16 protein-coding genes and 1 tRNA gene are annotated in these 20,781 nt (G+C 53.1%); 6 read left to right on the top strand and 11 right to left on the bottom strand.

Features of this window, described 5'->3' with window-relative positions; genetic code table 11:
• The first annotated feature begins 32 nt into the window (after nucleotides 1-32).
• Together VN622_05900 and VN622_05895 are read left to right on the top strand one after the other, a co-directional pair.
• Nucleotides 33-971 carry a hypothetical protein gene (locus VN622_05900; GenBank protein HWR35387.1) on the top strand — a complete coding sequence of 313 codons (939 nt, stop codon included), beginning with the start codon at nucleotides 33-35 and terminating at the stop codon, nucleotides 969-971.
• 523 nt (nucleotides 972-1,494) lie between these two features.
• Nucleotides 1,495-2,001, top strand: a complete 507-nt coding sequence (locus VN622_05895) for a tyrosine-type recombinase/integrase (GenBank protein ID HWR35386.1) — start codon at nucleotides 1,495-1,497, stop codon at nucleotides 1,999-2,001.
• Here the strand turns inward: VN622_05895 and VN622_05890 are convergent.
• The 7 genes from VN622_05890 to VN622_05860 form a co-directional block, all read right to left on the bottom strand.
• Nucleotides 1,998-2,261: an RHS repeat-associated core domain-containing protein gene (locus VN622_05890; protein ID HWR35385.1), complete on the bottom strand. Its 264-nt coding sequence runs from the start codon at nucleotides 2,259-2,261 to the stop codon at nucleotides 1,998-2,000. The genes VN622_05895 and VN622_05890 overlap by 4 nt on opposite strands.
• A gap of 376 nt (nucleotides 2,262-2,637) precedes the next feature.
• The gene (locus tag VN622_05885) at nucleotides 2,638-2,859 is read right to left on the bottom strand and encodes a hypothetical protein (protein ID HWR35384.1); all 222 of its coding nucleotides are present in this window, start codon (nucleotides 2,857-2,859) and stop codon (nucleotides 2,638-2,640) included.
• Nucleotides 2,860-3,002: 143 nt separating this feature from the next.
• Entirely contained in the window at nucleotides 3,003-3,935 is a 933-nt protein-coding gene (locus tag VN622_05880; protein HWR35383.1) for an RHS repeat-associated core domain-containing protein, read from the bottom strand.
• 462 nt (nucleotides 3,936-4,397) lie between these two features.
• Complete coding sequence (locus VN622_05875; GenBank protein ID HWR35382.1) at nucleotides 4,398-9,458, bottom strand: RHS repeat-associated core domain-containing protein; 5,061 nt, start codon at nucleotides 9,456-9,458, stop codon at nucleotides 4,398-4,400.
• A gap of 1,278 nt (nucleotides 9,459-10,736) precedes the next feature.
• Entirely contained in the window at nucleotides 10,737-12,380 is a 1,644-nt protein-coding gene (locus VN622_05870) for a hypothetical protein (protein ID HWR35381.1), read from the bottom strand.
• 38 nt (nucleotides 12,381-12,418) lie between these two features.
• Nucleotides 12,419-13,225, bottom strand: coding sequence for a hypothetical protein (locus tag VN622_05865; GenBank protein HWR35380.1), 807 nt, complete (start codon nucleotides 13,223-13,225; stop codon nucleotides 12,419-12,421).
• Nucleotides 13,222-13,596 (bottom strand): hypothetical protein, encoded by a 375-nt coding sequence (locus VN622_05860; protein ID HWR35379.1) that lies wholly within the window; start codon nucleotides 13,594-13,596, stop codon nucleotides 13,222-13,224. Before VN622_05860 ends, VN622_05865 begins: the two co-directional genes overlap by 4 nt.
• An 826-nt stretch (nucleotides 13,597-14,422) precedes the next feature.
• On the opposite strand from VN622_05860, the gene VN622_05855 reads away from it, so the two are divergent.
• The 3 genes from VN622_05855 to VN622_05845 all read left to right on the top strand — a co-directional run bounded on the left by VN622_05855 (nucleotide 14,423) and on the right by VN622_05845 (nucleotide 16,655).
• A complete protein-coding gene (locus VN622_05855) occupies nucleotides 14,423-15,019 on the top strand; it encodes a hypothetical protein (GenBank protein ID HWR35378.1) in 597 nt (198 codons plus the stop codon).
• A 173-nt stretch (nucleotides 15,020-15,192) separates the two neighbouring features.
• Nucleotides 15,193-15,417 (top strand): hypothetical protein, encoded by a 225-nt coding sequence (locus tag VN622_05850; GenBank protein HWR35377.1) that lies wholly within the window; start codon nucleotides 15,193-15,195, stop codon nucleotides 15,415-15,417.
• 98 nt (nucleotides 15,418-15,515) lie between these two features.
• Complete coding sequence (locus VN622_05845) at nucleotides 15,516-16,655, top strand: tyrosine-type recombinase/integrase (protein HWR35376.1); 1,140 nt, start codon at nucleotides 15,516-15,518, stop codon at nucleotides 16,653-16,655.
• 255 nt (nucleotides 16,656-16,910) lie between these two features.
• Here the strand turns inward: VN622_05845 and VN622_05840 are convergent, their stop codons facing one another.
• Nucleotides 16,911-17,954 (bottom strand): GIY-YIG nuclease family protein, encoded by a 1,044-nt coding sequence (locus VN622_05840; protein ID HWR35375.1) that lies wholly within the window; start codon nucleotides 17,952-17,954, stop codon nucleotides 16,911-16,913.
• 268 nt (nucleotides 17,955-18,222) lie between these two features.
• On the opposite strand from VN622_05840, the gene VN622_05835 reads away from it, so the two are divergent.
• Nucleotides 18,223-18,981 (top strand): hypothetical protein, encoded by a 759-nt coding sequence (locus tag VN622_05835; protein HWR35374.1) that lies wholly within the window; start codon nucleotides 18,223-18,225, stop codon nucleotides 18,979-18,981.
• Nucleotides 18,982-19,128: 147 nt separating this feature from the next.
• Here VN622_05835 and VN622_05830 read toward each other — a convergent pair whose 3' ends face one another.
• The 3 genes from VN622_05830 to VN622_05820 form a co-directional block, all read right to left on the bottom strand.
• Nucleotides 19,129-19,518, bottom strand: coding sequence for a hypothetical protein (locus VN622_05830; protein ID HWR35373.1), 390 nt, complete (start codon nucleotides 19,516-19,518; stop codon nucleotides 19,129-19,131).
• A 179-nt stretch (nucleotides 19,519-19,697) separates the two neighbouring features.
• Complete coding sequence (locus VN622_05825) at nucleotides 19,698-20,468, bottom strand: hypothetical protein (GenBank protein HWR35372.1); 771 nt, start codon at nucleotides 20,466-20,468, stop codon at nucleotides 19,698-19,700.
• Nucleotides 20,469-20,640: 172 nt separating this feature from the next.
• A tRNA-Pro gene (locus VN622_05820) sits at nucleotides 20,641-20,717 on the bottom strand.
• Between the last annotated feature and the right edge of the window lie 64 nt (nucleotides 20,718-20,781).

Raw genomic sequence — 20,781 nt, 5'->3', positions numbered from 1 at the left:
AATCTGACGGGCATCGCTTGGAGGACAGGATTTTGCAACGTTCAATTCGTTTCATAGCATTCCTGTTATTGGGTTCGATAACACTTGCTGCACAGACCAAAGCGCCTGCCGTTAAGAGTCCCTCTCTATCTCGCTCCATACCGGCTGGCACGCCGTCGTCAGATAAACGTTGGGAGTATCTGGTTGTCTCTTTCGACAAGACGGTTTTCACCGACCCAACTGATAGCCCAGAGATAAAAGCTGGCGGGCTGTCGAAATTGGTGCAATATTCGAGAGCTGGGGTGACTTCTGCTAGCGAAGCACTATCTACCGAAAACCAAATGGACCTTTTAGGTAAGTTTGGTTGGGAACTCGTCGATATACTCGGAGCGATTGGAGGCGACCAGCAGATGGTGTTTCGTCGAGCCTCCGACCCCGAGCGGTCTGCCCATGAAGCGGCACTGATTAAGGAAGAGGGAGAACGACTAATTGCTCTGCAAAAGGAGGCAGCTGCGCAACTGGCACGCTCGGAAGATAATAAGACCGAGCTGGTTGACGTGGATGCTGTAGAGAAAGCTGCCGCGACACAAGAGGTGCGCCGGAAGGAAGAGGCTCGCCTCACGCAAGCAGTGAATTCCCTAACGAATTATCCAGTTGCACGTATTAGTGTCACGTCAATAGCCGCAACTCCTACCGACTCCAGTGTGCGTGCTGAAGTCGTAATTGATGGCACGGCTGTACTGGTTACTGGCAACAAATACCGCTCGTCCGAGGCCAACCGACTTGCAAAAAGAATTGCTGAAACCATTTATCACGCAGCCGGTCTCTCCCGGGATTGGTATTCGAATAGTTCGCTATCGAGTTCGTCATACTATCTGGGCGAAGTAAAACTGGCTGTGCTTATAAGCGTTTCTTTCGACGGTACAACTAAGACTATTGCAACAGAGCTCATCGGTGGTAAATGGCAAGAACGTGCAGAAAAGAGACCGTAGTCAATTTATGCTTTTGCCCATCTCAGAGGCGTGAGCGTCTTGGTCTCGAATGCTAAGTGCATTTTTGTCGCAAGCTGTAAACGCTATCGGGTGACCCAATTGATGTACGCTGAATTCTTGGGTGACCAAGCGATGCCTCGCTAGTTGCCGCATATTTCTCCCGCCCATGCCCCGCTCAAGAAAATCAATTTTCTCACTTGTTGCAATTGGCATCGCGGAGCAGTAGCCTTCGGCTCTCAGTCAAAAGCACACAAATCAGGTGGCCCGTGGAACTTGGCAAAGTAATTTTGGTCGGTGCTCCAATATGCGCCGCATCAACCACCGCTCTTCTGTCGTTACTGAAATGGTTTGATGAGCGTTCTCTCTCAAATCGGCAGCGCTCCGAAATTGCGAGAGCCGCGGAGCTGGCTCGGTTTATTAACATGGAGGCGCGAATCGGGATAGCAACTGAGAACAGAGAACTGGCCCAAAGTATCACGAAAAAAGCGAAGAGAGAGCTTACTCGCACTCTAGAGAAGTTGGCATTAGTCTCGCCGGAATTCGAGATACTGCGTTGCTATCCGTACTGTATGGCATCGGCCTTCGTCGCTCGGAACTGGTCGCGTTGGATTTCAATGATTATGACGCTGCGGAAGGAACGCTCAGTGTGGATGGCAAAGGTGGAAAACAGAGGCAAGGGTTCGTACTCCAGAGCGTTAAGCTCGCCCTTGATGCGTGGGTGGACGCCCGTGGCGATTGGGATGGGCCGCTGTTCCTTCCGTTTGTTCGGGGTGGGAAGCCCAGCCATCGTCGGATGACCGTGGACGGCTTGGCACTCATCTTTCGTAGACGGGGCGAACAGGCGGGCGTGGAGCACTTTTCTCTACATGACCTCCGCCGAACGTTCATCACGGATTTGCTTACGGCGGGTGCCGACCTGTCCGTGGTTCAAAAGCTAGCTGGCCATCGCAATATCAGTACAACGCTAATTTATGACCGACGCGGCGATGAAGCCAAGGTGAAGGCGGCGAAATTGCTCTGTATTCCCTAGCTTGCATTGCAGCGGGAGCAAACGGTGCCCAGCCCGACGGATTGGACGGAGTGTGGGTCCGGCGTCATGAACCGCCCCGTGTTTGAGCCGTAGTATCGCGCACCGAAGTAATCCAGGCCGGTTTCGGAATCGCGTTCTTTGCCGGTAGAATTACAACCCGCAAAGACTACGCTGATGAACATGCTGCAGAGCTCGTCATACTGATGCGCCAGTGCATCGTAGCCATGGAACCCCAGGTTAGCTTCGCGAACCTGGGGCACCGGGCCGCATCAAGCCCGTCATCGCCACGCTCAAGAGTCGAGCCGCCGCGAACGGATCGGGGAAAAACCCACCACCACCTGCCCCGCAGAACAAGGCCGCCGCAGCCACCGCCGGGCGCTAGGTGGGAGGGACGGCGCGGATGTTTTGTTTGGGGACGTTTTACAACTACCCCGCCGCAACGCCATCATCAAGCGCATCGAAGCCATGAACATCGCCTTCGCTCGCGCCCTCTAACCCGCACTTCTAACCACAACGGCCGCCCTCCGGGGCGGCCGTTGCTTCGACGGGCAGCTAAAGAAAGAACCCTCCCAAGAGGCGACTCCGGGAGGGTTTTGTTCTGCACATCAGTGCGACGCCACGCTTAGGTCGGTCTGTTCAAACACCATCTTTTCGGCTTCCACCTCTGGGCGATAAACCTGCTTCGTCCAGCACAGCATTCATGTCGCCGATGATGGACGGCTCCTCGGACGGCGGTACATGGAAGACGAGAACTCCGCCGAACATTCTCTCCCAATTGCCTCCGCTACTAACAACTCTGTCCAGCAAGACCGCGAGACGTTTAGATTCGAACAGGTCCTCCGGCACAACATAACTCATAGTTCTCAGCTCAGAGGGAGTAACGATCCGCAAGCATCGCAACATTCCTTCCGCAATGGTCTCAGTCTCGATTATGTCGTGGTAGTTTACTTCCCCGAGAGCCGAACTCTCTTCTAGCTTGTAGAGATTTGGACCAACGGGCGTCACGAGTAGTTCTTCAGAGTCGCCTTCAGAAAAGGTGACCTGCGCGACCCGAGATTGCTCACCGGAAACCATAATTGAATCCTGCTCCTCTGTGATGACGGTGCTATTTGAGGTTTATCGTTTTGTTGATGAGCCGTGGAGCATTCGCACCAGTAATTCTCAAACCTGTAACCTGCAGTTGAAAAACCAGCCTGGGCAAAGTCACTCTTCAACCCGTCGAAAACAGTCTTCAAAGCGCCTGGGCCGGGATTAGTCAGCACCTCCACTCCTCCGGGCGAAACGACAGACAGGTTCTTCAGTTTTATAGTGTCCCCAACGATTTCAATAGTTCCCTTAATCACAAGGGGACCTTGAGGCGTCTGAATCACTCTCTCAATCACTTGGCCTGTAACGTAGCGACCAACATTCAAGGTCGTAATTGCTGGGGCTGCAAGAGCCGATCTTGCGAGACCGTAACCACCTACCGCATACGGCCCGGCATTCGCGATAACGTCCAACAAGGAATGCGGCCTAGTGAGGTCGCTTATGGCGTAAGAAAGCTCAAAAATTCGGCCCTCTTGTGTGCCGTCATTTGCCGTTACAGTTGCGCTGGCTCTGTGTTGTTTCTGATATTCCGCATCCGCAGCAGCTACTTGTGCGCACGTTTCTCCACCTCGGTCATCGTCCTTTCCGTTTACACAAGCATTGCCGGTCGGGTTCGTGTTGCTCAGAGGGTTGTTGCGAACGTATGTGTACAGATTCCAGCTCTGTGGATCGCTCTGGTCTTGATCTATGAACGGTTCGTCAGGAGAGCTAAACCGTCCCATATTGCTGGCGTAGTATCGTGCCCCGAAGTAGTCGAGTCCGGTTTCTGTATCGCGTTCTTTGCCGGTGAACTTGCGCACCTTCGAAACGCAGTTCTCCGAGACATGCAGAATGGGGAGGTCGTACACGCATGCTTCCCGCATCGTAGTTGCGTGTCGAAATTGTCCGGCATCGTACATGCACGCAAATTCTCCGCACCGCCGTCATACCCATAGCGGGTTACTCAACAGTGACATCCCCGATGGCGGCACCCCACCCCCCACGCCACCAACTTGTGTCGAACGGAGCCCCACTCTCTGCTCGGCTCTGCGGCAAACGCAGGAGGTTGCAGCCTACCGTCGTCCCCTTTCTTAGGTTTCGAAGTGCAGTATCATCATGCCTGGCGGTCGCTACCAAGAATTTGTATTCGTCACCGGACACTGTAAACGGCTTTTCGAGTTCAAGAAGTAATGCAGGCCTGCTGTTCTGGTCCTGGCCTGTTTTGATGACGAATGCGTTGCGTGACTCAGACCCCGCAGAAGAAACCAAGTCCCACGGGTCGGTTAGTACGAGTTTCACTATGTGCCTCGGTGTTTTGTGGTGGCTGCTCATCATTTCATTTCATCCACTCTTTTAATTTTCACTGGAATTTTCCCCTTTGCGGTGCGCTCCATCCCGCCACCTGGCATGTTGTTAGCAGGCTTCACTCTTGATGGTGCGCCGAACTTTCCCTTTTGCACCTCCATAGTGGCTCGCACTTGAGGCTTCTGCGGCAAAGCAAGTCGTTGTTGTGCCCGATTCGCGTCTTTACTAATCGAGTCACTAACGTAATTTGTCCCTCCACGTCCGCCACGAATCAAGCCAGTGTCTCGCGTCGCTTGCAGCTCGCCTTCCGACATAGCTCTCTGCACAGTCTCGGTGCTTCCAGCACCTTTCAACTCAGAGGCGGCTTTTCCGGAAATGACTATTCCGGCTATTTGTCCAATTGCGCGTGGGTCACCCGCAGCAGCGGACTCGACCATATTTACCGACTGCGATACGAACTCACTGCCCGCTGCGGCTAGGTTTCCACCCACATTGCCGCTGAAGTATGTGTCCCGAACGTTATCAGCAGCCTGTCCGCTGGCCAACTGGCTAACTGCACCGACAGCGGCACCACCGGTTGTGTCCCAGACTCCTGCGAGTTCCTGCTTGAAGAAACTCCATTCCGCCTCGCAACAGTGGCCATCTGCGTCGGCGTGGCTCAGTGGATTGTTGCGAACATACCCGTAGAGGTTCAGGGTCTGTGGGTCACCGAAGTCGGCGTACGGTACAGGCTCAGGAGCACCCGCCCAGTCCGGCGACATCCACCGTCCCATGTTGGAGCCGTAGTATCTGGCCCCGAAGTAGTCGAGGCCGGTTTCGGAGTCGCGTTCTTTGCCGGTGAACAGGTACTTTTCAGAGCAGGTCGCAGTGTAAGTTTGCTGCTGCTCGCCGTAGGGGTAGAAGTCTTCATCAAGGCAGATTGTGCCGTCCGCCTGTGCGACTTTCCGTGTCGTTCCAAGATGATCGGTCAGGTAAAAGTAAGTATTGCCGTTTTCAACCTTAGCTACACGTTTCCCCGCAAAATACAGGTACGTGTCTTTGACCGTCACTCCATCGAGACTGGTTTCAAACAGCGGGTCGGAGCCTATGCCGGTCCAGTAGAGCGTGCCATTCGACTTCTTCACGCGCTTTCCGTCGCCATCGTAGGTGAACGCCAGCGAGCCTGCCGATGCCAACTGGCTCTCCGCGTCGTAGCTGTACTGGCCGTCCGTCATGTTCCCGGCATTGTCGTACGTGTGCGCACCGAAACGATTCTTGACGTTGGGGGTTTCTGACAAGGGCCAGTAGTTCGTCTTCCCAAAGTACGGAGTCTTCTGGTAAAGATTGCCCCAGGCGTCGACCGAATAATTGTTCCCCGCAGAAGATCCTGCTGTCCAGTAACTTACCAAGCGGTTGAATCCGTCATACGCGTAGTTCTGCGTCCGGTTGGAGTCGAGATCGTTGCGGACCTGATAAATGTTCCCGTTGTTGCTCCCATCATGGTGATCGTACGACAAGCTCATGACGGTGGCCGGAGGGGAAATGCGAGTGGAGGAGATAACCGCCGGCTGGAGTCGCGAGTTGAACGCTTTCTGGACCAGCAAGTTCGTCCCGAGTTTGAGGTTCGTTATCTCTCCATGCGGGGCGTAGTCGGAATTGCTCTGCACGCGTGCTATATCGACACCATTCCGTTGCAGCAGATTCGGTCTTCCAGCCAGATCGTATCCGAGAGTCAACACATTTGCTGGAGCGGTTCCGTAATCGATCGCGCTCACCGAGCCGTCTGGATTATAGGAATAGGTTATCTGCCTCGTCACGCCGTTGATAGTGCGCTTCTCGATCTTCACGCGTCCCGCTGCATCGTGCGACCAGGCTGTCGTTCCGGATGCGTCCCGCATAAAAGTACGGGTGAAAACCGGATGCGGATCCGGCAGGCTGGAGTCAGCCACATCGTATCGGTACTCGATATCCCAGGTAGACGGTGAGGTGCAATCCACGGAGTTGCTGTATTTCTTTCCTAACGGGCGATGCAGTTCGTCGTAGCAGTACGAGACGGTTACATTGCGCGCGTCAGTCTTTGATTTCAGCGTCCCGTCGGAATAATACTCATATGTGATCGTGCCCGACGCGCTATTCGATGGACCATACTCGGGACTGGTAGCCGACAGAAGCTGCGAGAGCGAGTCATAAACGAACGTGCGGATGCGTGCTTGCGCTTGGTTGTTCCCACGCTGTTCGACTCGCTTCAGATTGTTGAGAGCGTCATATTCATAAAGCGTGACAAAGGTGTTCTCAGAACCCGAACCATCGGTTCCACCAGTAAATGCAGTGGTGCTGGCAGTAAAGGATGGTGGTGAAAACAGATTGTCGTAGTTAGAAAACGACGAAGCGGAAATCGAGTAATTCGTGCTCGCTCCGCTGGCCTTCGAGGTGAACGTTATGGTCCAACCGCTTGCCACCGCCGTTACCGGGGAGCTCGGGGCGCTGTTAAACGCGGCTACAAGCCCGTTTACAATGCCCGTGTTATACCGGCTGTATGCGAACGACCTGCTGAACCCATTCACAGTTACTGACACCATGCCTGAGTCGTAAATGCATGGTCCATCATCGCAGTTGAATAGCTCTTCCCCTGAAATCGTAACTGTGCCATGTCCAGGAGTGCCTGGAACAACGACGGTTCCAATTTCATCGACTTGACTCAATCTTCCGGCCGCGTCGGAATACAGCGTCCGGCGCTTGCCAGCTTCGTCCACGATCTCTTGTCGATTGCCGTCGTAACTGGTCGAAGACACACTTCCGTCGGTGAAATCGATGCGGATCAAATGGTTTTCCCCGTCGTAGGAGTTCGTAGTAACCGGACTTGAAGTCGTCCCACGATAGGGATTGGTTACCGTTTTCGTGCGGTTCAAGCCATCGAGCGTCGTGACTGTCCTGATCGCCTCCGAGCAGCCGGCTGTGCCATCTTCGCAAAGCTCGGTCTGATAGGAGCGCCCTAAGGGGTCATAGAACTCGCGTGTGTATTTCAAGCTCCCGGAATCCGTGCGTCGGACCGCTGTCGTGACGATCCGGTTCGTGTCATCGTAGTCGGTCTCGACGTGTCCATTTGCTGGTAGGTTGGCGCTTTTGAGCCGCCCGAACAGATCGTACTCGAAGGACTGTTCATCGTTCTGGTTCGGCCCCCAAGTGCGCTTGAGAGCGCCCGTACAGCCGTTGTATTCGAAATACGAAGTGAAGTTCTTTGCTGTTGCGCTCGTTTTAAAAGCATAACCACCGGCGCTTCCGCAATAAAGACCATCGCCGTAGGTGTAAGTAGTCGTGTGGTTCAGCGGGTCTTTGACGGTGAGAATATTGCCCGGCCGGTCGTAGGTCGTGAACGTCGGCACGTTGCTGTTGGTCGTGTTCAGCCAGCGCCGAACTTCATTCAGATTGCCTAGCGGAACGACGGTTGCGTCGAACGTTCTGGCGTCACTGGGGACATTCTGCGATGGTTGAACTGAGTCATGAACGTAAAAGGTCTCGGCGACCTTGTTTCCGGCCCCGTCGCTGATCCGCTCAGAAGCTTTCAGCCCCAGTAGGTGTGCGTTGAGGTAGTTTGTTTCCTTGTGCCACGTACGCACAGTTTGTCTGAACGGTGTGGTGCTGTTGAAAAGGTATTCAGTCGTGCTGAGCGGATTGTCGATATAGCAGTTGCGATCAACAGCAGCCGGCATCGGGTTCAGCGGGTCGTACGGAATGAACCTGCTGGTGATGTCGTCGAAAGTCGTTGTGGTCTTGCTAACGAAATCTCCCGATGTACCGCGAAGAGTTGTTGTAATAGTTTCCGGGAACGACCACCTTTCCGGGCATCCGGCTAATTTGGTCGTGTAAGTCGTTTCTGTTTTTGTGTATGGTCCGGTGCCTCCACTATGATACGTCGTCCGGCTGAGCTCGCGTGGGGAATACGACTCCCGCTGCTCTCCAGGAGCCGTGCCAGGATCAAACGTGTACACCGAATCAAAACTGGTATTCGCGTCTACATGGAATCGAACGGTCATGCCGGAGTTGCTAGGCCAAACCTGCCCAATCGAAGGACTGTACCCAGTCAGTGAGCAATCGCTTTCTACCGTGCAGCGATTTCTTGCGACGACTTCCCTAAAACTCGCGACTGTTGTGTGATTATTTAGGCGTTCAGCATGGGTGCCCCAAAGGTGCGTGTACTCCTGGAACCCGTAAGTAGTGAATCCGACCGTAGGGTAGGTTATCCGCGTGAGCTCAACAAAGTTTGGCACTGCTGGGTTTGTATTTCCGTCGTCGTATTGGAAACTGAAGGTCTGCGCTTTGTCGCCAGTCGCGTCGCCTGTAAGTGTTACTGAGGCCAGCAAACGTGAAGTTGGAGCACCGTTGTACTGAGTTACGTACGCCTCGTTCTCGCACTTGGGATAGCCGTCAACCGGATTGTACCCGCACCAAGGTACCTCTTCCGGGAAGTTGAATTTCGGCGTGACCGGCAGTGCCGTGTACGAGAACTGCACTAGGCGACGGTGTGCCGCGGAATCTGAATAGCTGATGGATGTCAGCTCTGTCGCGTTGCCCACTTGAGTGTAGTTGAATGTTGCCTCTCGTCCGACAGAATCGATTATCGAAGAGACACGGTTCGGGCTCTGTGGGTCCGTGTTAATCGTGATTTGGTTCCCGTTCCGATCAACGATTCGATTTGCGAGAGAGTAGTAGCTTGGAAAATGTACCGTTGTCCCGTCTTTCAGGAATAACTTAATGTCGCTAGGGTTCGTGCCGTCGAGCCGTGCAGAAATCATCTCGTCAGCGTCTACGACTGTGACCAACTGTGAGTAGCCCTCGATTGAGTTTGGACAGCCTACTCGGTTGTTGAAGGCGTATTTAGCCCCATTTCCCAAGGTTATGATGGTTGATCCAAAGCAGAACTCATTGGAGTCACCGCTGACTGTACTGTGGGCCACGATAAAAGGCACCGTCAGGCGCCAGCCTAGGGCAACTTGCGGCCATACGTCCTCGTACTTCCAGGTGTAGTTCGAATAGAAGCCGGTTTCGTCATAGTATTCGTCAATCTTCCACATCTTGCTGTCATACTCGATGCCGACGTTCAGGTCCATTCCGGCGCGCCCTGGGAGCGAGACGAGAGGAACTTGCAAATTTAGGTTACCGCTGTTGTAGCTTATGTTCTCCCCGATTCCGCCATAGGCTTGGTACGGCTTTACTCCACTATCGTTGGCTGCGTTGACATAGCTTGGTGTCGATGAGCTTTGCCCGAATGCGACCCCGGTCAGGAGAGCGGCAGCAATAACTGTAGCGAAGCAGTTCCTATGCCTGCGCATTAACGGCCTCCCGCGGAGCGACTCGGAACATGGAAATCAAGATCGCTTAAACCGTTATCAAACTGCACTGATTCAAAAACGACAGCGTAACGAAACTCACCTGCGTCCCATGCCTCCTGCCGGAACGGGACCATTAGGCCGCGGACCTTGCGGTAGTCCGCATAACGTCGAATGAAGTGCCCCGGTGCTCGCATGTTTTGCATTGCCAGCCTTATGTAATCTATTTGCAGGGGCAAGCTGGTCTGCTGAGAGACCCAGACGATTACAGGGGAGGATAGGCGGATTGTGTCTGAGAGTAGGTCGGTTCCAGAGGGAACACGCCGAATCTCAATCTTCACGGCGGGCTCGTTTGACAGGGTCTCGAAGCCCAAATGATTGATTTCCAACTCGCTGTCATCCGCGTCTGCGAACCCGAGTAGGAAAGGGAATTCAATCGGTTTCGTCGTCAGAGCGACATGGGGAGGGAGTCGAAAGACCCTTCCATCAGCATCGACATCGGCCGCCGCAGACCCATTGAAGACCGCTGTTCTATCCGACAAGGATCCCACTCGTATCTTCTTCTGAGACCTTCCCCGCACGTCAAATCTAATTGGCACGGAGACCGTTTCAGTTCCTTTGGTTCTCTGTAAAGTCCCAAGCGCGATCAAATCCCCAGGGAGATTCGCACGATGCCATCCCAACTGTGCTTGCATTTGGTTCAGAATCGCAACCGCACGCGGGTCCTTCTGGGGCGATTGCCCACAAATTGCAGATGTCAAGAGAAGAGGAAGGCAGGCGAGAAACAGTCGATGTGTCATAGACAGCTCCTGGCGAGGCGCGGTAACGATGAGGAAATCGAATCGACTGCCCTGCCGCGCCGAAATTCCGGCACAAGTCTATGCGCAAAGTACGGAGCAACGACACCGGAAAATGTAACTCTGTTCCCATTTTGGAACAGAGATTGCTTTCAGAAGGTGCCGACCTGTCCGTGGTTCAGAAGCTAGCTGGCCATCGCAATATCGTGAGCCGTACCAACCGAATGGCCTCTCAGCCCAGATAAAAATCTGGGGCTGAAAATCACCACTCAACCAGTTGACCAATGTTGCCGCCTTCGTCGTTTCCCATCAGCGATTGGTCGTCACTTCGCCTAATGAAGTCCACCACCGTGATTTGGATAATCCCGCGGGTAGCGGTCTCGCGGTTCAGGAAGTAATGTGCCCATTCAATCCTGAAATAATCGTGGTCGAACATCGCTTTGGCATCCGACATGAGCTTGGACACCATTTGTTGGGCCTTTGTGCTCACCTCTATCTTCGCCATGCCGAGAATTTCAATCGCATCTCCCTTATCCATCTCCCACAACTTCTGCACGACAGGCTCAAAAGATTCGATACCCTTCTGCTTGCAGCGCTTGAGGATTACGTTGGCCCATTGTCGATTGGAGACCTCATCGGGTGTGGGTTCTTCCTTTTGCATGTAATCGGCGCAAAGCAGCCTGTCAATCAACCGACCCTTCTTGGGTGCTGTGTTGAACAACCACCCTAACGAGGCACGGAAGCTGCCGATAGCTTCAATCTCACCCAAGCACACCGAATTGTTCAGACGTTCCAAAGCGCACTTGTACATCTCAAGCCATTCATCTTCACATCCATCAAGCCACTGGGCGATGCGTTCTGCCAGCATCTTGTTCCTGAACGGCATTTCGCCGTTGCGTTCCTTCTTTGTGAGGAACACTGGTTCTAACCCCAACGTCTTTGCCCGGGCGTTCCAGCCATCCACGATGCCCACAATCTTCTTGCGCAGCACATTCCGTTCGGCTGCCTCTCCGCTAAGGCCAAGTTCGGGGCTGTAATCCCGCTTATCGAAGGGCACAACGTCGGGCTTAATGGCCGTTTTGACGAGTTCGGGGTGTCCTACTTCCACCACGGATACGGGAAGCGCCCCGGTTGCTTCTGTGCTCGACGGCGGGGTGGTCTGTTCGATGATGAGGTTGCCATCGTCATCGAACTTTGGCTTCAATTCGGGGTACACCTTGTAAAACGCATCCGGCACTATTTGTTCCAGTTGGTTCAATCGCTCGTCTTCCACGTTCATTGATTCTGTGATGTAGTTCAATGCGTTGGTAGCGAACGCTGCCAGCCTCGCGTATTGCTCGCCAGCTTCGGTTCCTTGCAATCCCTTGGGAACGGTAAGAATGCCCTTCTGTAATTCCCAGTATTCGTAAATCAACTCGTCGCCATCAACCAGCAGTTGAGACCAGCGGGATTTATCTTCATACTTCTTCGGAACGAAGGGAACGTATTGGGAACCAGCGACGGCTTGGGAACCAACCGAAGCGTCAACCGACAACACCTGATGTTCATATGTATGAATACGCTTCAATTCGGCCAGCGTATCCGCTTCTGAAAGTCCGAAACCCATCAGCAGATTCACAACCGTCTGGTCGGGCTTCCTCACACGGAAGACCTGCTCCTTCCCATTCACAACTGGAAAAAATGGAGAGCGCTCGATTGCTTTCAAGTTCAGCAATCCGCGCTTGCTTTCGTAAACTTTACGCTTCGAGATGTCCAGCACCTCCACTAGTACACGGTCAGGCAGAACGACTTGGCGATAGGCATTCGCACTGATTACGTAGCAGAAGAAGACCTCCGCCATCGCTTTATCTACTTTGCGGAGCACATTGTGGGTCGGCAGATGTTTTTCTATGTTGACTGACTTCATACAGAAATTTACCCGGATGTTCTTTGATGGAGTTGGGTTTATGCGGTTTTCTTTTGAACGGGCTGTTCACCCGTTGCTTGTGCTTTGGGCACCACTTGAAAGAACGGCTGCTGGTTATCTTTTAACTTCTCGATGTGCTTTGAAACGGCGCTTACACGTGAGCGCACTTCCTTTGTTTCACGGTTCAACGCTTTGAGCGTGGTCTTGAGCGCAATCAAGTACGCTTGTGCCTTGGCCAATTCGGCGGAGTTATCCTGAGGCGTCCAATGGTATTCGGGGCTGCCGAAAACAGCGACATCTTGCGTGTTCGGGTCGAACGCCTTTTCTGGCATTTCAAGCAGTTCTCTTGCGCTCTTCAATACCCCAACGAACGTGCCGCCCAATAGTGCAATCTGCTCTGGTTCACTCATCTGACATACTTGCCAAATTGGACTGCTAGCGCCCGAAGCGGCGGGTGCTGTATCGGCTCCGGCTTGTGAACCTTGTCCCACATGGGACGAAGTTGGTTTCGTTGCTGTATGGGCATAGGGGAGCTCAAGCCCGTTCTGCTCCGCGTATTCCCTAATCCAACGATAGGCTGTTGTGGGTTTCTTCTCGTTTGCTATCAACCACGCCCTGAAGCCTTTGCCCTTCTTCCCTTGAGCGTTCATTTTTTTGCAAAGCTCGTACAAGAGGGGCGCGAGCTTATCAACGCACCTTTCTTCCTCGCTCCAAGGAAACAAGGCCCGAGCCTTCAGCGATTCTTCATCCGGGTCGCTCCCCGGCGTGGATTCCGCCGGGGAGGTTGCGCATGTAGCTTTCTCTTCTGATTCAGGAATGATGAACTCGTATTCGGCTGGGTTCATTCCGCACCCCCAACTGAATCGGAGAACGCCTTGATTAATACGTTGAATTGGCCTGCACGCTTGGCGATTTCACCCGCAGCAAATTGAAGTTGTTCATGCGTCAGGCAAGCGAAATCCAGCTTTAGAGACGCATCATCAAAATCGCAGAAGGCCAACGTAAGGGCGTTCAGAACGCGGGTGATGTAGCGTTTTTCATAAGGAAGGGCCTTTACGGCCTCCAGTGCCTCGGCTTGATTCTTACCGGAAATCACAGCCGCGAAAACCTGTACATAAGGTTGAGCGATGGCCTCAACCTCGGGCGGCACCGGTTCGGTTTTGATATCGGCAATCTTGATGTGCTGCGGGGCTGCTTCTTTCTTCTTGTGCTTCATGTTTTCCTACAAGGCACCTAGTTGGTGTGCCTATAGGTACGTTCGTGAGACACATCCCATATCACTTTGTTACTATGCTGAAAACGAGCGACTTGCTCACACACTATGACCGCACCACGAGGCCCGAATTCGGCGCATTCCAACCACCTCAGGTCGCTGACCATGAAGCGGAAGTGGGCAAAGAAGAAGGAAGGATTGCGGGAAGCCGAACAGAACGCTAAGAATCAGGCGAGACAAGCAACGAAAGACGATTACACACGACGCAAAAAAGCGGGGCGACTCACAACGGAAGAACTTCGAAGGGAGGAGAGGAACAAAGAGCGACAACAAAGCCGTGCAAAATGGAGGGAGTTCTGTTCCGACCTCAATTCCAATTTGTTGCTGCGCGATATAGCGGTCTCAATGCGCAAAGGAGTCGAGAAGCGGAGGCCGACATTGGAACAGATAATCAAAATCGCGGTAAAAGACTTTGGGTTCACAATTACCGAAAAGAGACTGGTACGGCTCAAGCGAATTCTCGGTAGTGTGTAAGCAACAATCCTGAAATCAGCTACATGCGCAAGTGAGGGCCTGCGTGTCTCCCAAACGCACCTTGGGCCATGGATAACAAACCCCAACGGCTCTTCAAAGTGAAAGACGCAGCCGCTTACCTGTCGTTATCGCCTTGGAAGATTCGCAAGCTCGTTGCTGAAGGCGACATCCCCTACATCCAGTTGGATTACCGCGGGCCGTCCGTGCAATGGCTGCTAACCCCGCCTTGCCCATCCCGAACTTCGGCCTAGTCCGGGCTGGAGAATACGGGCTAAGAAGTGAACGGAAGGTAGAAGTGACTATTCAGAACTTTGCGGTGTTCATCACCAAAGACGCGCTCGATGGCCAGCGCTTTATGTGCTTCCCCATGCAGGAAAGTACTGACCTGCGGGATTTGACCGACACCCTACTAGAGAACTACGAATGGGTCGCGTACTTAGGAATAGTTTCAGTGCGTAATGGCAAGTTTCCAATGCCGCAAATCCGGAAACTGGAGAGGAATTGGTTCAATGCCGGCTCCCCCACTAAAATGGGGAAACTCCACCCCCGCTATGCTGCAGGGACTCAAGTATTAGCCGTTATTGATGAAGTAATCGCGCCAGCAGCGACCAAAGCACTGAATGATAGGGCAAAAGACGGTCACGTCGGCCTGAAATCTCTGGAAGTGACCCACGCTGATGTCGCGACTCTGCGCAGCGTGACGAATTCCCAAGTCGGTTCTGTCGAGTTGACGTTACCGGGTCGGGTAGTCACGTATCGGGTGAAGCAGGGCAATTTGTTTGAAGTGACGGACGATGCCTTCTTCACCGTGCGTGTCTCAAACAATTCGGGTTCCATCGTCGCGGACATTGTTTCAGCCGAAATACCAGAGCACTTGTTAGGTATTCAATAATCGCTGGCGAACACATATCAACAGAAAGCAATAGGAGCTGAGCAGCAGAAGTGCAACGCTCAGCTCCAGTTCGAATTTTCTCAAGGAGCACGTGATGATTTCGATAAGAACAAAGCCCCGAACTTCGGCCTAGTCCGGGCTGGAGAATACGGGCTAAGAAGTTTCGGGATTCGATGGCGAAAGACGCACCAATTTCTATTCAGCACAATTACACGGGTGACGGCTCGTGCGATTTCATCTTCACCCCTCCAGAAATCGCGTACCTGCTCCGCGTCCCTGCAAGCTGGGTTTACCAGCACAAGGCCGACCTCCCCCTGTTCCATGTTGGGCGTTACGTGCGCTGCCGTTGCGGTGAATTGCGTTCATTCGTGCGTACCTGTGGAGGCCACGCGGCGTGAGCGAACTTGGGGCAAACAGCTTGAATTTCTCTGATTTCACTGTTACCGGTCCTCTCCTCAAGTCGAGGAGGCATTGGTTGAGGGAACGCTATCAGGATGTGAAAGTTAAAGAATTCGGGGATAAGTGGCGCATCGACTATTGGGATTACACCACCACTCCGCGCACCAAACGCGGGAAGAAGTGGTCGAAGAAGTACGTGCCCACCAAGCGCGAGGCCCAAAAACGTGCCGATGAATTCATGGAGCAGGTTAACGAACGCAACAATTCACCGAAGTTCTGTTCTACGGATGGGGATACGTTCGCATCGTTGGTGAAGCTGTACAGGGACAAGGTGCTGCCCCATCTGAAGAACTCCACGCGCTTGCACTACGAGTTCTTTCTGGAAACGTACCTCATTCCAGAATTCGGTGCCACACGCATTACCAAAATCCGGCGCATCAAGGTTCAGGATTTCATCAACGCGAGGAAGAAGCTGGCACCCAAGACGGTCAAGAACCTCCACGCTTGTTTCCGCGCCATTCTCAACGAAGGCAAACGCTGGAGCTTGCTGGGGGACAACCCCGCCGTCGGGGTTCGCCTACCCCGCATATCGCGCAATAAGCAGCAGCGCACGATGCTTGCGCCAGCCGAAATTCGCAGTTTGATTGAAGCCTTGCCGTGGCCAACAAATGCTCTCGTCACCCTCATGGTGAACGGCTCACTTCGCTTCGGTGAAGTTGCAGCACTGCGCTGGAAAAGGATTTTGAAAGACCGCATCGAAATTCGGGAACGTGTCTATGAAGGCGAGTTTGATGATACGAAAACCGAATCGGGTGACCGCGATGTGCCATTGAATGGCGCTATGAAGAAGTGGTTCGAAACAGCCTGGAAGCTCACAAAACGGCGCAAACCGGATGACCTCGTGTTCTGTGCCCGTAATGGCTCGCCCATTAGCAGGCGCAACATGCTCAATCGCCAACTCAAGCCAACGCTCAGGGAGTTGAACTTGCCCCGTTGCACGTTCCACAACCTTCGGCACCTGCATTCGAGCCTTTCGATGCGTACAGGTGCAAGCCCAGAAGTGACCCGCGACAACATGGGGCATTCCGAAGTGGATGTAACGCAGAACATCTACACGGGTTCGTGGTGGGAACAGAGGGCAGCAGCAGTAGAAGGAATCGAGGCGTTGATTTGGGGTAGCACCGATACGGCGGTAGCTCAGAAGAGTTCGAAAACCAGCAATTCAAACGAGCAATAATGGAGATTTAAATGGCAACGAAAGCGATGAACTGATTGACCCACACACAGGCTCGATGGAAAGCCGTTCCTGCGGCTCCCGTCATAAACGAGTCTTCAAACCCGGAGGAGGCTTCTACCGTGGAGCATGGCAGTGCTCCAACGAGGAATGTCCCACGAACAAGAAGATTTGGGATGAGAAGGTCCCTCAAAGCAAGGTTTCCGCCACGGAGCAGCAACTAAACGCGTCAACCAAATACACACGAACACTCGCCTATTAGAATTTGACCCCGAATAGGGATTTCCAGAAGCCTTTTTCTCCGTTGTTTTGGTGTCTTGAATTGTTCTCTGAGGGTATTTGCAGCGATATTGATGTTCTCGAGGCACAGACCACCTGCGTGGTTCGCCGCTTAAAGGAATCTAGCAGTTGCATGACCGCGCCAGCTTTAGATTCCGTTTCGGCTGGCTCCGTCTGTTGTGCGATTCGTTGTAGAAGCGCCTCAGCTGCTTCCTGAATTGCTGTCGAATCCTCCGCAAAATCGAAGTCTCCGGGATTGGCAAGACGGCAGTACTCTTTCAGCTGGAAAAAGAATGTTCGTTCTTGGCTATCATCGATGGTCGAGATATCAGCCTTTGCAAAGAATCGTCTGAAGCACTTACGAGCATTTTCAATGTGGCCTGGTGATTTGGAGAGATATATGTCTGCGAGTTCTACCCAGCACCACCGGTTGCCAGCATCAGCTCCCTTACGAAGCCATTGGATAGCTCCGGTTGTGCTCTCGCTGCCCTTATATCCATTTCTATGCAATTGAGCTAGCTCGACATAGGCTTCTGGCGCTCCTAATCTTGCCGCTTGAACGAATAATTCATAGGCGTGCTTACGGTCCTCAACCTCTCCATTGAATCCGTATAGAAAATTGTCGGCTTGTCGTAGAACAGCCGCCCACGGCTCGTCTCCCTCAGTACACTCAAACCCCGTCTTTTCAACCGATTCGTAAACGCGTCCGTCTTGGTCAAGAGCACAGTTGTGCTGTCGTTGGGCTTCCCGAATTGCGTCTACGACCATGTCCATTGGCGCATTAAAAAACTCCCGCTGCTGCGACACTCGATAGCCCTTCGTTCCAAGATATGTGTGAACAAACTGCTCGGCTCGGGCAGAATCTCTTACGAAAGCCTTGTACGCCAAGATGAAAGGAGTAGGAACCGCTGTCACATTCAACTCGCGTACTCGTTCTTCCGGTGGTCGGGTTGTCCTGCCTACTTTTAGCAGATTCGGCATAGATGCGTTAATCAATACGTATATAAAGCCCGGTTCTGGCATTGTCATCTGGTTAAGGGCGGAATGTCCGCTGCATGTTTGATGAAGCGCAACTCAGAATAATACACAGGTCGAAAAACGCAATCCTCCCTTTGTTCCCGCCGGAGGGTCTGCATACGTTCACCAACATTTTGTCGTAGCCATGACCGGCTCAATCCACTCAGACCGCTCAGGAAAATCAACTCCTCAATGTCCTTCTCAATGATTGCAATCCATGTGCGTGGCCTATACGCTTTGGCTCGCAGTCAAAACCAAACCGCTGGGACATGAAATGAACGGCCCTATTCGCGCCATCGACAATCATGTGAATTTGCTCTGGGAACGCATCCGTCAGATGGAAGGGGAGTGTCCTTTCAACGGGAAGCCGTACCCCGAAGGCATGGCTCCGTTCCCCGGGAAATTGACCGGCCAAGGATTCTTCCCCGGTGGAGATGGCCTGTGGCGTGACGACACCGAGCTGACCGCGCCATCGAAGTCCCCGATGCCGATTGGCGGAATCATGTTTCTCGGCAACGATTTCGGTACGCTGCAAAGCTATGAGACGACTCTGACCAGAGGTTACGAGAATCCGCCAACGTGGAGGAATCTCAAACAACGGCTCGCGAAAACAGACATCCCCGGCAATGTTGGGTTCTACACAAACGCGATTCTCGGATTGCGCACGACGAACAAAGCATTGGACTCTATGAACTGGAATGGGCATCGCGCGTTCGCGGCCTTCTGCCGTGAATTCCTCGAATTTCGGATCGAAACGATGAAGCCGCGACTAATCGTGGTGCTTGGGCCGAAACCAAAGGACGCGGTCTGCGCCGACCTGCCGCAGCCCATCATTCCGTCGCTCGCGAAATGGACAGCGCGAGATTTGAACGCGATGTCAGAGGATGAAGCAGTTCAGCAGGGCAATTGGCGTGGTCTGAGACTAACGTTCATGCTGACCAGCCACCCGTATTCAGATTTGGGCAAAACCGAAGCGGGAAAGGCGGAGGATGCACGGAGGCTGGCGAAGGCGTGGAGAGTGGCGCAGGGGTGACAAAGGGCTCTCGGATTGAAATTCTGCGGGTTCAGCAGTACGCTTCGGCTCTCAAGCAAGAACTCCTAGAACATTCTATTCCCACCATAGAAGCGTGACCGACGTTGTGCTCAAGGATGCCCCACACTCTTCTGCTCCGCTCAAGAACTATTCACTGGCAGATGTGAATCCAAAGCGCGTCTCCAATGCCTCCCTGAGATTTGCTCCACGGCCCTCCGCATAATATTCATGATTGTTCAGCATGTTGTAGATTTGTGCCCACGCAGCCTCAGCTTGTTTGGGATTTTGGGAATTCTCAAGAAGCTCCAAGAGACCGTCTGCTGTACCTGCAGCATCTGAAATTTCGGAGTTACTGCTGAATGCGTCCGCAATCTTGTCTAAGTCTGAACTAGAAAGTATGGGCGCGAGCGGTATTACGAGCTGCTTAAGCCGCGACTCAGCAGTGCGCCATCCCCCGGATTCTGCCCACAAAAGTACAGCTTTGGGTACAAAAGCGGGGTCGCGCTTCGTTCGAATTATTTGTGCGAGCGTGTCCACGTCTACATCTCCGATACGCTCCAAGGCAGCTGTGCGTAGCTCAGGAACTCCTAATGCGTGTGGCAGGTATTTATGCGAAGTGTCGGCTGGGCCGTTTTGAACATAATTGAGTGCTCTCATTTGGCCAATTGTTCCAACGAAGTGCCATGTACCCTTAACGTTTGAGAGATAACGGATAGCTAAATCGAATTTTCGTCAGGGACTGCATTGAAAATCGTTGGCAGCTTTTCGGACAGGGTCTCGTCTGCCGCTTCGTGATAGAGCAACATTGTGGCGTTGAGTGCGGCTAACTGGCGACCCCGCTCGCTCTGTTTTCTGCGCTCATTCAGAAGGTCCTTCGTTAAGCCTATTATTACGGAGCGGACGACAGGTTTACGCGCTTTTCCAAGAGGGCCATCACTAAGGAACTTGAGTGCTTGTTCCGTGTTGTTCGGGAAATATTCAGACCCCACATCGGACCATATGCGCGTGAGGGCAGCTTGCCCTTGCGATGGCGGATGTTGCAACAGAACCGAAACCGCTGAATAGATGTGCGTTCGAGCTAGTTCAGCAGAGGGCATGTACGGTTCGTCAGGCGAAATCATCGTAGAGTGTGCGCAACGGTTTCGGTCATCGAATAGACGCTGGAGGTCTGTTGTTTCAACAGGAGAGATGAATTGAAAATCGTCCCTCGCGGAGTCCACCAAAGTGCGTTCGAACTCCAGTGAAGCCTTTATGTCATTTGCACTTCTTGCCGCATCGAAATCTGAGAGTTTCTGCCGAGCAGCGTTATCCCCAGCCATTTCCAATTCACGCAACTTGTGAATGAAGTCAAACAGCACCGCAATCCAAGTAGCGATTATCGCGGAGCGATATGCCCTTGCGTTGTAACACGCAACAGCTTCTGAGATGTGTGTTCGCGCTGCTTGTGAGCGGCAAAGAAGTATTAGCTCGTTCAGGTCTGTAATCACGATGTACGTATTAACAGCTTGCAATGAACTTGTCGAGGCTGATACTCAGATTCGAGCTGGAAGGCATCACTCGTCGGGTGAACCTTTCTTGTGGGTGACCTTTTGGGTGACCCAAGACAACAATAGCTCCCGAAAGGGAGCTTGTATGTTGCTGATTATAAATTATTTAAAATGGTCGGGGAGAGAGGATTTGAACCTCCGACCCCCTGGTCCCGAACCAGGTGCTCTACCAGGCTGAGCCACTCCCCGACACACTGCAGCAGCGAAGGAATTGCTGTGCTGCGATTTGACTTTGCAATTATAGCAAGCAGGA

Source organism: Clostridia bacterium, assembly GCA_035561135.1.
In the GTDB taxonomy this organism is placed as follows: Bacteria; Acidobacteriota; Terriglobia; order Terriglobales; family Acidobacteriaceae; genus DATMYA01.
This window is presented reverse-complemented; position numbering and strand designations above follow the sequence as displayed.

Coding starts and splice junctions, on each gene's coding strand:
- VN622_05875 (HWR35382.1), bottom strand. CDS start 9,458: ATGGACCTGAACGTCGGCATCGAGTATGACAGCAAGATGTGGAAGATT.
- VN622_05840 (HWR35375.1), bottom strand. CDS start 17,954: ATGCCAGAACCGGGCTTTATATACGTATTGATTAACGCATCTATGCCG.
- VN622_05865 (HWR35380.1), bottom strand. CDS start 13,225: ATGAACCCAGCCGAATACGAGTTCATCATTCCTGAATCAGAAGAGAAA.
- VN622_05860 (HWR35379.1), bottom strand. CDS start 13,596: ATGAAGCACAAGAAGAAAGAAGCAGCCCCGCAGCACATCAAGATTGCC.
- VN622_05870 (HWR35381.1), bottom strand. CDS start 12,380: ATGAAGTCAGTCAACATAGAAAAACATCTGCCGACCCACAATGTGCTC.
- VN622_05885 (HWR35384.1), bottom strand. CDS start 2,859: ATGAGTTATGTTGTGCCGGAGGACCTGTTCGAATCTAAACGTCTCGCG.
- VN622_05850 (HWR35377.1), top strand. CDS start 15,193: ATGGCGAAAGACGCACCAATTTCTATTCAGCACAATTACACGGGTGAC.
- VN622_05835 (HWR35374.1), top strand. CDS start 18,223: ATGAACGGCCCTATTCGCGCCATCGACAATCATGTGAATTTGCTCTGG.